Below are 11,267 nucleotides of genomic sequence, written 5' to 3' on the forward strand. Positions count from 1 at the left end.
CATCGATTGTGATTGGTTTATTTATTTTTGCGCTCATGGTACAAGGTCGTAACTTCTCAGGTTGGGCAGGTGCAATGGCTTTAGCGCTCTTGGTTATTCCTGTGGTGGTACGTACCACCGAAAATATGCTCCGTCTAATTCCCAATACATTACGTGAAGCAGCTTATGCGTTAGGGACGCCAAAATGGAAACTGGTAACATCCGTTACTTTACGTGCTGCCAAAACTGGGGTATTAACAGGTATCTTACTGGCATTTGCGCGTATCTCGGGTGAGACCGCGCCGTTACTATTTACCGCGCTTAATAACCAATTCTTTAGTACCGATATGGGTCAACCCATTGCCAACTTACCAAACGTGATTTATCAATACGCCAGCCAACCATACCCTATTTCAAACCAATTGGCTTGGGCAGGTGCGTTACTCATCACCTTGGCGGTATTAACATTGAATATTTTGGCACGTGCGCTAAGTGGTAAAGAGCAATCATCACATTGATGATCAATAGAAGATTAAAGCTATTTGCTAGTATCAAACAAATTTTATTAAGGTATTCATCATGACCGCAAAAATGCAAATTCGTAATTTAGATTTTTATTACGGTAAATTTTTAGCCCTTAAAAATATCAACATCGATATCGCTGACAAAAAAGTCACCGCGTTTATCGGACCGTCAGGCTGTGGTAAATCAACGTTACTGCGTACCTTTAACCGCATGTATGACCTCTACCCAGGCATGAGTGCCACGGGCGAAATCAACCTAGATGGACAAAACATCTTGGATAAATCGGTGGACGTCAACTTGCTGCGTGCTCGCGTGGGTATGGTATTCCAAAAACCAACGCCATTTCCAATGTCAATCTATGACAACGTGGCATTCGGTGTGCGTCTGTACGAAAGCTTAAGCCGCGCTGAGCTAGACGAGCGCGTTGAATGGGCGCTCAAAAAATCGGCACTGTGGAATGAAGTCAAAGATAAACTTAAAGCATCGGGTCTGTCATTGTCCGGTGGTCAGCAGCAGCGTCTGTGTATCGCCCGCGGTGTGGCAACCCGTCCTGAAGTATTGCTACTAGATGAACCCACCTCGGCCCTTGACCCTATTTCAACAGGCTCAATTGAAGATTTGATTTCAGACCTAAAAAATGATTACACCATCGCCATCGTCACCCACAACATGCAGCAAGCGGCACGGGTGTCTGACTATACCGCGTTTATGTACTTAGGCGAAATGATGGAAATGGGGGATACCGATAAAATGTTCACCAACCCAGACCGTAAAGAAACTGAAGAATACATTACGGGTAAATTCGGCTAAGCTATTTTTTCGTTATTGGCTATCTGCTCATCATTTAGCCCATCACAATACCTCGCTGGTGCGGGGTATTTTTTTGCTTAAACTTCTAAGCTCAATCAGAGCAAAATAAATATTGATAACGATTCTCATTTACCCTATAATTCGCCAATTGTCATTATTTTTTTATTTTTTATCACTTTTTACTTTTAAGGATGTTTTATGTTGAGCCGTACTTTTACCTTATCAATATTACCTCTAGCGATATCTGCATTACTCTTGACGGCTTGCCAAAAAACCGAACAAAAAACCGACGTAGCACCTGCTGCAAGTGCAACGACTAACGCTTCTGCAGTCACAGCGTCGGCGCAGAGCTCAGTTGATTTGAGTAAAGAAACGGCGGAATACAAAGCTTGGGTACAAACCCAAATTGATAGCTTGCTCGCCGATACCCAAAAATTTGTCGCACTGCTCGAAGCGGGTAAATTAGAAGAGGCGAAGGCGTTATACCCAAAAGTACGCATGTATTATGAGCGCTCAGAGCCGATTGCTGAAAGTTTTGGCGACCTTGACCCACGTATCGACAACCGTGAAGCCGACCTTGAGCCTAATGAAGTATGGACAGGCTTCCATGCGATTGAAAAAATCTTGTGGACACAAAATACCACCAAAGGCACCGAAAAACTGGGTAAACAACTGATTGCAGATGTCAAAGAATTGCACGCCAAAATTCCGACGGCAGAGGTCACAGGCGACTTGATGGTGCAAGGTTCAGTAGATTTGCTCAATGAAGTATCAACGAGCAAAATCACCGGCGAAGAAGAAATTTTTTCGCACACAGACTTGTATGATTTTAAAGCCAATATTGAAGGTGCCGAGAAAATATTTGCCATTTTAAAACCAAAAATCCAAGCTAAAAACCCAGCGTTAGTCACGGAGCTTGAGCAAAAATTTGGCGCAGTCAACCAACTACTTGCCAAGCACCAAGTCGGGCAACAAGATTATAAATCCTATAAAGAGCTAACCCCTGCAGATACCAAAGCGCTAGCTGAGGCGGTGAATAAACTCGGTGAACCCTTAGCGCAGATGGGCATTGTATTGCAATAAGTCAAAGGTGAAGCAAAAAATTGCTTCACTTTACGGTTTTAGGGTGGAATAAAAAGGTCAGTAGCAAGTTAGGGGCAGTATGAAACATAGTAAATTAGATAAGCAAGCGCAAGAAACAGGATTAGGACTAAAAACCTCAAATCGTCGCAGTTTTTTACGCCAATTTGGTGCGCTCAGTATCGCAGGCGCAGGTTTAGCCGTGTCAGCCTGTCAGCAAAAACCAAGCGAAAACTTACCTAACTTGCAAGCTTTGGATGGCAATCAGTCCAAAGATAGCGATAAAAACGAAAATCCTAAACATGCTGGTAGTGATGCCAATACTACCAAAAATAGTTTTGCCGATGTCAAATATGATTTTTATGGCGAACACCAAGCAGGCATTACCACGCCGTCACAGCGTAATATTTATTTTTTGGTGATGGATTTACATACCGACAAGCTCGACGATGTCAAACAGATGTTCAAAGACTGGACAACCTATGCGGCCAATTTGACGCAAGGTAAAAACATCAAAGCGTATGAAAAAAACCCGTTTGTGCCCCCGACCGACACAGGCGAAGCAGACAGCATGGGCGCGTACGGATTGACGTTGACCTTTGGTATTAGCCCAAGTTTTCTCAAAAAAATGGGACTTGCCCATAAGCAGCCCAAAGAATTCCAAGACTTACCCAAGTTCCCACGCGATCAATTACGAGAAAACTTGACGGGCGGTGATATCTGTATTCAAGCCTGCGCCGAAGATGCCCAAGTGGCGTTCCATGCGGTACGGCAACTGGTTCGCCAAGCCCGTTCTAATATCACCATGCGTTGGAGTCAGTCAGGTTTTGTTGGGTTTGATACCGGCAACCATACGCCCCGTAATTTATTCGGCTTTAAAGACGGCACCGCCAACCAAAGCACCATCAAAGCTGCGGACAAAAACTTATGGGCGGACGCACCCGATTGGATGAAAGGCGGCACTTATTTGGTCACCCGTGTCATCCAAATGCATCTTGAAACTTGGGATCGCACCTCGCTTAAAGGTCAAGAAGACACCTTTGGTCGACATCGTGACAGCGGTGCGGCGATTGGACAAAAAGGCGAATTTGACACCTTTGATGTGCACGCCAAAGACGCGCAGGGTAAAGCAGTGATACCTGAAATTTCCCACATGGGACTGGCAAAACGCACAGGCGTGGAGATGCTACGCCGTTCGTATTCTTACAGTAGCGGCATTAACCCAGCCACGGGGCAGTTTGATTCAGGGCTGCTGTTTATTTCATTTCAAAAATCGCCCGAGCAATTTATCATCATCCAAAATGCCCTAGGTCGTCTTGATAAAATGAATGAATACACCACCCACATTGGCAGTGGGCTATTTGCTTGTTTCGGTGGTATTCCGCAGGGTGGCTATATTGGACAAGCATTATTTGAAGCTTAAGGTTAAAATGCAACCTGCATCAGTTAAAAATAGACGGTTCAAAACACACGCTTAAAAATAGGCGGTTCAAAAAACACGCTTAAAAACAGACGGTTAAAAAGCTACTCATGAAAAACATCACCCAAAAAACCCTGCTAAGTTTTGGCCTAGCCAGTTCGCTGCTCATCACCAGTCAAGGCTTACAAGCGCAGCAACCAACGCCTGCAAGCGCCCAGATAGCGTCGCAAGCCAGTCAACCAGCCAGCAAAAAGCTGAATTTAAGCCCTATTTTTATTAAGCTATCAGACGCGATGGCGGCAATTAAAGCCAATGATACCTCAAAAGCCAAGGACACCCTTGCGCAAATTCAAACAGCCTTTGATGCCATAGATGCAACGGCAAAAAACCCCACGCTTGGGCAACAGACAAGCCAAGCGATTGAGCAAGCCATCAATAATCCCACAGAAGCCAATTTATCAGCCGTGTCAAATGCATTATATGCTTTTGAAAAAGAACAAAATCCTGTAGATTACAGCGGTAAGCGAAAAGAGTTTGCCAAAAAAATGGTACCTGCGTATGACAATCTTAATCAAGTCATACAACGGGCAGCACCGACAGATGTCGAAGCTTTACGGGCGGCTTACAACCAGTTTAATGCAGTTTGGCTAGGTAATGAGCGGGTCGTACGCAATACCAGTATGGGACACTATGGCAAAATCGAAACATCCATGGCGCTGATGCGAGTGGCGATTGAAACCCAACCCATCAATATGGCGCAAATCAAAACCCAATCTGCTGCGCTAAAAGACGCCATCGACAGTTATAACAAAGGTGACGTAGCCGCTGTACAAACCACACAAACAGTCACCTTGGCGGATAGTATCCAGTTACTGCGCGATGGTTTACAGGCGTTTAAAACAAACGACGCAGCGACTGGTCAAGCAAAATTAGGCGAGTTTATTAGTATATGGCCAACGGTCGAAGGCGATGTTAGTACGCGTAACCCCAGTTTATATAATCGGGTGGAAAGTCAAATCCCGCTAGCCATGGCGAAGGGGCAAGACCCTAAACAGCAGCAAACACTGCAATCGATTATCAATGAATTGGCAGCAATCAATCCAACAGCCCAATATACCGCGGTTGACTCGATGCTGATATTGCTTCGAGAAGGGTTGGAAGCCTTATTGATTGTCATCTCGCTGTTATCGGCTTTAACCGCTGCCAAACAAGTCAAAGCCAAAAAATGGGTGTATGCTGGTGTCGCTTTTGGCTTACTTGCCAGTATCGCAGGCGCGATGGCATTACAGCTATTATTCCCTGCGGTGACTTCTGCCGCCAATCGTGAGATGTTTGAAGGCGTCATCGGCATCGTTGCGGTCATTATGATGATTGGCATTGGCGCGTGGCTGCATAGCAAATCATCCGTCCAATCATGGAACGCTTATATCAAGCGTCATATGGGACAAGCCATGACGGCGGGTAGCTTTGCGTCGTTATTTGGATTGAGCTTTTTATCCGTGTTTCGAGAAGGCGCAGAGACCATATTGTTTTATGTCGGTATATTACCCAATATCAGCATGAGTAATTTCTTAACTGGGATTGGTTTGGCGCTTGTAGCACTGGCAGCAGTGGCTTGGGTGATGCTAAAAACCTCAGTCAAATTACCGATTCCACAGTTGTTTAAAGTCTTAACTTGGGTGATTTACCTACTGGGCTTTAAGATTTTAGGTGTCAGTTTGCACGCGCTGCAATTGACGGGTTGTCTACCGATGACTGCCATGAGCGGCTTGCCCGCCATTGAATCTTTGGGATTTTACCCGACACTACAGACATTTTTGGCACAAATCGGCTATGTTATTATTGTAATCGCCATCAATCTTTGGATGAAAAACCATCAACGTCAGCAAACGGCTGCATTGGCATAACCTTTAATCAAAGATAATTAACGCCATAAAAAAATGGGTAAAACTTGTTTACCCATTTGGTTGTAGCGCTTAGTTTATAACGCATAGCTTGTATAGCCATAGTTTATATAATAGTGTAGCCTAAACTAGGCTATAGACTACACTACGCCGTTTTTTCCATACGCTCGCGCTGCGATTGACCTTGCCATAAGCCTTCTAGGTCATAAAACGTGCGGGCTTGTGGCATCATCACATGCACCACCACAGCGCCCAAATCAATCAAGGTCCAATCACTGGTGCCTTGACCTTCCACACCAATCGGATTAAATCCTGCTTGCTTCGCTTTCATCGCGACATGGTCGGCAACCGCTTTAAGGTGGCGGGTAGATGTCCCTTCGGCAATCACGATACGCTCCATGACTTCAGTCATATCAGCAACATCGAGTACGGTAATGTTTTTGGCTTTTAGATCATCCAAGGCATCTTGAACGATGTCAAGGCAAGTGGTTAACTGTTGGTGGGCAGGGTGTTGATTGACTAAACTAGCAAATTGGGTATCGGTCATAAATGCGTGGGTTCCATGGATTGGGTCATAATGATTAGGTTATAAGAGTAGCTTAAAATAGGATCATGACAATCCTAAAAAAAGTGCGCTATTTTAACAAAAATCTAACACACAGGTTATCAAAAAATGTAAATCAATATCAGGCTACATGTGGGGCATATAACTGATGCTCAACAATATACCGATAAACTTGACTCGGTAAACTTAGCCGCGCTTGCTGTCGTTGCTCAGCTTCTGTGCTGTATATCCAAGCCCTGATATCACGACTGGCAATATCAGGCACGACAAACTTATCAATATAGATATGGGTAGTGGTTTGATTTATCAAGTCTTTTGGCGAATGAATGATAAAAGGCACTAGCCGATTATCAATATTTATACTAGGGGGTTTATCCGTATTGGCCAAAGCATTTTGGTTTAAGTTTTGGTGTAAAGTGTGGCTTAAATTGTGGCTAAGGCTGCCCAAGGCAGGACGGGGTAGCACCCATAGATTGGTCAGCGAAAGCAGCTCAAAGCCGCGATACCATTTATCAAGTTGTTCAACACTGTCTTGTCCGAGGACAAAAATCAGTAGGTCATTAGGGTAACGCTGTTTAAATTCACTCAAGGTATGAAAGCTATACACAGGTGGCTGACACTGCAGCTCAGTCTCATCAATCGACAAAAAAGCCATATCGTCAATCGCAAGTGCAAGCATCTCAAGGCGCTGCTGGTTGGAAGTTGGCTTGGTTTTTAAGGGTGAACCCGCCGTGGGCAGTAATTTGGCGATGATATCAACGTTGGGGAAAGCGCGCATGAGCTCATGGTACACATGCGTAATCATCTGTAAATGCGCCAAATGTACCGGATCAAATGAGCCACCCAACCAGACACGAATACAGCGAGGCATTGTCATAACCACAAGCCCAACACAAGTTTAGGGCAAAGAAAACTAAAATCCTTCATCATCACTACAGCATCTTACGGTTGGTTTGGCGGTTCATCGGTTGGTACATTGCGCACAAAAATTACTTTATGCTGATTGTCATTGGGGTAGCGCTCTTGTACCTCAAAATAGCGCGGATAGGCACGTAGAAAATCACTGAATTTGTTAAAGTTAAACAAGCGCGCATCAAAATCGGGCTCGACTTTTAGCAGATAGTTTTTGACAGGTGCGATATTTGCCCAGCCTTGGTCATCCGCCATACTTGAGATGGCAAGCTTGACCAAAGTGATGGCGACATCCACAGGCTTCATCTGATTACCTTTAGTGGAGAACAGCATATCAGCAGAGTCATAAAAATCTACCGTCGAAGGGGTTTGGTTTTCTTCAAAAAACTCAAGATAAGTAAAACGGTCACAGGCTTGCACAAAAGGCTTGGGCGTGGTGCTACGACCAAAACCATACACCAATAACCCTTGCTCACGAATACGCTGGGCAAGTCGGGTAAAGTCGCTGTCAGACGACACCAAACAAAACCCATCAAAACGCTCGGTATACAACAAATCCATCGCATCAATGATTAAGCTTGCATCGGTAGCATTTTTACCCGTGGTGTAGCTAAATTGCTGGATCGGCTGAATAGAGTAGCTCAGTAACACATTTTTCCAGCTGTTTAATTGTGGGCGCGTCCAATCACCATACGCGCGTCGAACGCTACTAATCCCGAGCGTGGCAATTTCAGACAACAGCGCATCAAGATGATTGACTGACGCATTGTCAGCATCAATCAATACGGCAAGTCGGGCGTCAACGCTCGTTGAATAGTTCTGCGAATGTGCCATGTTGGTCACCCAGCGATAAAGTTAGATGTGGTTGAGCGACATTTTACCATAAAGCAATTTTTGGGCATAACAGATTGTGGCGCACTAGCCTAGTGGTGGGAAAATAGCCTATTCAGCAAAAAATAGGCGAGTGGTTGCACAGTAGCCTTGCATTGCATTTAAGCTGATATCCTGTGTGACAGGCAATTGTGACAGACAACAAAAAGGTGAGTGTCAAACTCACCTTTTTTTAAATATAAACGCTTAAAACTCACCGCTATCGGCTTGAACGGCTGTGAGCGCAATGGTATAGACAATATCTTCAACTAAGGCGCCACGCGACAAGTCATTCACAGGCTTGTTGAGACCTTGGAGCATAGGACCGACGCTCACCACGTTGGCAGAGCGCTGCACCGCTTTATAGGTGGTATTGCCAGTGTTCAAATCTGGGAAGATAAACACATTGGCTTGACCTGCCACCAGCGAATTTGGCGCTTTTGATTTTGCCACGCTTGCGACACTGGCAGCGTCATATTGTAACGGACCATCAATGAGCAAATCAGGCGCTTTGGCTTTGGCGATTTCGGTGGCTTGACGCACTTTATCCACGTCTGCGCCTTCACCTGATGACCCTGTCGAGTAACTAATCATGGCAACTTTGGGTTCGATACCAAACGCTTTGGCAGATTGGGCGGATTGTAGGGCGATTTCAGCCAACTGTTCTGCGGTAGGGTCTGGGTTGATGGCACAGTCACCATACACCACCACTTGCTCAGGCAGTAGCATAAAGAAAATAGACGAAACCAGTGAATACTGCGGCGCTGTTTTAATTAACTGAAACGCCGGGCGGACAGTATTGGCGGTGGTATGTACGGCGCCAGATACCAGACCATCGACTTCACCCAAGTGCAGCATCATGGTACCCAGTACGACGGTGTCTTTGAGCTGCTCACGGGCTTGTAGTTCATCGAGTTTGCCTTTACGGCGCTCAACCATAGGCTTGACGTACTTGTCAATCAAGCTTTCTGGGTCAAGAATCTGCAGGCCTTCAGGTAGGGTGAGCCCCAAGTTCTTGGCAACCTCTTCGACTTCACTGCGTTTGGCAAGTAAGATACAATGGGCAATACCACGAGTCTGACAGATGACCGCCGCTTCAACCGTACGGGGCTCATTGCCTTCAGGGAGTACGATGGTTTTTTTGGCAGCTTGGGCTTTTTTGACCAAGGTATAACGAAAAGCCGAAGGCGAGAGTTTGCGGTTGTTGTTGCCTTGACTAAAAGTGGTTTTGATCCAGTCCAAATCCAAATGCGCGGCGACAAAATCGGTGACTTCACTGGCGCGAGTGGTATCATCTGCGGGGATTTCATGGCTGATGTGGTTAAGTTTGGTAACAGTATCAAAGCTGTCAGTGTCAACCAGCATCACAGGAATCCCTGTTTTTAGAGCGGGGCGACACAGATTGATAATTTTTTGGTTCGGCACGATACCGCCTGTCAGAATAAGACCTGCTAGCGGTACACCATTCATGGTGCTAAGCGCAGTCGCCAAAATCAAATCGTCTCGGTCGCCTGCCGTCACCAGTAAGTTACCACGGGTGAAAGAATCTTCAATATTGGCAACGGTACGCGCAACCAGTAAAGTATTGAGCACACGGCGGTTTTTGGCGTCGCCTTCATTGAGCCATTTGGCATCAAGCTCACGAGCCACGTCCCAGGTACGGGGCACACTTAAGGTATTGCTAAAAGGCACTACGCCAATCAAGCGAAATTTATCGGAGTCAAAATAAGGCGAGTGGGATTTAATCGCCTGTAACTGCTCCGCTGCCAAATCAACTTTGGCTTTACCAGGCGCGACGGGTGCTTCATCATAGTGGTTGTCCACGTTTTTGACGCGCATCAAAATCGTGCCTAACGTACGCTCGCTTGCCATACCGCCAAAATCACGGGCAAAAATATCTAGCTTGTCTACCAAACTATCAGGGTTTGCAATATCACCACTACTGACCAAGATAACTTTGGCATCTAGCGCATTGACGATGGCTAAATTCACCAATTCTGCATAACTTGAATCATTGTCAGCAGCCAGACCCTCACAGACGATAACGTCATATTGCTCAGCCAATGCTTGGTGTTTGGCAACCACTTCTTCCATCAAGTCATCTAACTGACCATCCCCAATCACGCGCTCTAAGCGGCTGCGGTCAATGGAGGGTGGCGGGTTTAAGTTAAAGGCATGTTTTGCAAGCACACTTGAGCTGTCATCACTCTCATGATTGGCAGTGATATTTTGGCTAAAGGGTTTTAAAAATCCGGCTTTTAGCCCGATATAATCAAGTGCACGGATAAAACCCAAACAAGCTGAGGTCAAGCCAATGCCGCTACTGGTAGGCACAAATAAAATCGTTTGCATGATAGTTCCTATTTGTTATTTTATTCAAACTAAAAACCCTGATGGGTCATCAGGGTGAGAGGGTTTATAAACCTAAGACTTCTTTGGTTTCTTTGGCGATTTGGTATTCTTCATCGGTCGGAATCACCCACAATTGCAGTAGGCTGTCGGCTTGGTGGAAGCTACCTTCTACGCCGCGAGAGAGTTCGGCATTTTTGTCAAGGTTCGCTTTGATGCCAAAATGCGGCAAGTTTTGTAAGATTTTTTGGCGAATTGAGGCGCTGTTTTCACCGATACCACCGGTAAAGACCAAGCCAGTAAAAGTCGGTAATGCACAGCTGAGTGAAGCGATATAACGGGCTGCTTTATAACAGAAAATTTCGATGGCAAGTTTGGCATCTTCGTTGCCTTCATTGGCGGCTTGCTCCACCGTGCGCATGTCGCTTGAGATACCTGAAATGCCCAACAACCCGCTTTGTTTATTTAAAATTGTATCAATTTGGTCAAGGCTATAGCCCAAAATACGGTGTAAGTGAATATGCAAACTTGGGTCAACATCACCACTGCGCGTACCCATGACCACGCCTTCTAGCGGGGTCAGACCCATGCTGGTGTCCAAGCTTTTGCCATCATACACGGCGGTTAACGAGCAACCATTACCTAAATGCACCGTAATCCAACCATTGGCTTGGTGATGAGGGGCTAGGCTATCAGCGCGGTGGCTAACATAGGCGTGCGAGCTACCATGAAAACCATAGCGACGGATATAATGCTCATTGTACAAATCTTTTGGAATGGCATAGCGGTAGGCTTTGGCGGGCATGGTTTGGTGAAAGGCGGTATCAAACACGACCACTTGCGGCAAATCTGG

10 protein-coding genes are annotated in these 11,267 nt (G+C 45.7%); 5 read left to right on the forward strand and 5 right to left on the reverse strand.

Features of this window, described 5'->3' with window-relative positions; all coding sequences use genetic code 11:
- The 5 genes from RTR63_RS10465 to RTR63_RS10485 form a co-directional block, all read left to right on the forward strand.
- A partial coding sequence (locus RTR63_RS10465) for an ABC transporter permease subunit (RefSeq protein WP_312524129.1) occupies positions 1-497 on the forward strand: 497 nt, incomplete at its 5' end.
- Positions 498-558: 61 nt separating this feature from the next.
- Positions 559-1,314 (forward strand): phosphate ABC transporter ATP-binding protein PstB, encoded by a 756-nt coding sequence (gene pstB, locus RTR63_RS10470; protein WP_050324753.1) that lies wholly within the window; start codon positions 559-561, stop codon positions 1,312-1,314.
- A gap of 198 nt (positions 1,315-1,512) precedes the next feature.
- Entirely contained in the window at positions 1,513-2,397 is an 885-nt protein-coding gene (efeO, locus tag RTR63_RS10475; protein ID WP_312175591.1) for an iron uptake system protein EfeO, read from the forward strand.
- 79 nt (positions 2,398-2,476) lie between these two features.
- Positions 2,477-3,817 (forward strand): iron uptake transporter deferrochelatase/peroxidase subunit, encoded by a 1,341-nt coding sequence (efeB, locus tag RTR63_RS10480; protein WP_312524131.1) that lies wholly within the window; start codon positions 2,477-2,479, stop codon positions 3,815-3,817.
- 107 nt (positions 3,818-3,924) lie between these two features.
- A complete protein-coding gene (locus RTR63_RS10485; protein ID WP_312524132.1) occupies positions 3,925-5,721 on the forward strand; it encodes an FTR1 family iron permease in 1,797 nt (598 codons plus the stop codon).
- A 142-nt stretch (positions 5,722-5,863) separates the two neighbouring features.
- On the opposite strand, the gene rsfS is transcribed toward RTR63_RS10485, so the two are convergent.
- The 5 genes from rsfS to RTR63_RS10510 form a co-directional block, all read right to left on the reverse strand.
- Complete coding sequence (gene rsfS, locus RTR63_RS10490) at positions 5,864-6,265, reverse strand: ribosome silencing factor (RefSeq protein WP_050324756.1); 402 nt, start codon at positions 6,263-6,265, stop codon at positions 5,864-5,866.
- 139 nt (positions 6,266-6,404) lie between these two features.
- Positions 6,405-7,160: a nicotinate (nicotinamide) nucleotide adenylyltransferase gene (gene nadD, locus RTR63_RS10495; protein WP_312524133.1), complete on the reverse strand. Its 756-nt coding sequence runs from the start codon at positions 7,158-7,160 to the stop codon at positions 6,405-6,407.
- Positions 7,161-7,225: 65 nt separating this feature from the next.
- Positions 7,226-8,029 (reverse strand): NYN domain-containing protein, encoded by an 804-nt coding sequence (locus tag RTR63_RS10500; protein WP_007115203.1) that lies wholly within the window; start codon positions 8,027-8,029, stop codon positions 7,226-7,228.
- A 243-nt stretch (positions 8,030-8,272) separates the two neighbouring features.
- Positions 8,273-10,417 carry a phosphate acetyltransferase gene (gene pta / locus RTR63_RS10505; protein ID WP_312524134.1) on the reverse strand — a complete coding sequence of 715 codons (2,145 nt, stop codon included), beginning with the start codon at positions 10,415-10,417 and terminating at the stop codon, positions 8,273-8,275.
- Between the two features lie 64 nt (positions 10,418-10,481).
- On the reverse strand, positions 10,482-11,267 hold a 786-nt coding region (locus RTR63_RS10510), incomplete at its 5' end, for an acetate/propionate family kinase (protein WP_312524135.1).

It is taken from the genome of Moraxella sp. CTOTU47724, from assembly GCF_032014955.1.
In the GTDB taxonomy this organism is placed as follows: Bacteria; Pseudomonadota; Gammaproteobacteria; order Pseudomonadales; family Moraxellaceae; genus Faucicola; species Faucicola tetraodonis.

What these genes read in the sequence shown, in the direction of transcription:
- pstB (WP_050324753.1), top strand. Translation starts at nt 559, where the DNA reads ATGACCGCAAAAATGCAAATTCGTAATTTAGATTTTTATTACGGTAAA.
- efeO (WP_312175591.1), top strand. Translation starts at nt 1,513, where the DNA reads ATGTTGAGCCGTACTTTTACCTTATCAATATTACCTCTAGCGATATCT.
- efeB (WP_312524131.1), top strand. Translation starts at nt 2,477, where the DNA reads ATGAAACATAGTAAATTAGATAAGCAAGCGCAAGAAACAGGATTAGGA.
- RTR63_RS10485 (WP_312524132.1), top strand. Translation starts at nt 3,925, where the DNA reads ATGAAAAACATCACCCAAAAAACCCTGCTAAGTTTTGGCCTAGCCAGT.
- rsfS (WP_050324756.1), bottom strand. Translation starts at nt 6,265, where the DNA reads ATGACCGATACCCAATTTGCTAGTTTAGTCAATCAACACCCTGCCCAC.
- nadD (WP_312524133.1), bottom strand. Translation starts at nt 7,160, where the DNA reads ATGACAATGCCTCGCTGTATTCGTGTCTGGTTGGGTGGCTCATTTGAT.
- RTR63_RS10500 (WP_007115203.1), bottom strand. Translation starts at nt 8,029, where the DNA reads ATGGCACATTCGCAGAACTATTCAACGAGCGTTGACGCCCGACTTGCC.
- pta (WP_312524134.1), bottom strand. Translation starts at nt 10,417, where the DNA reads ATGCAAACGATTTTATTTGTGCCTACCAGTAGCGGCATTGGCTTGACC.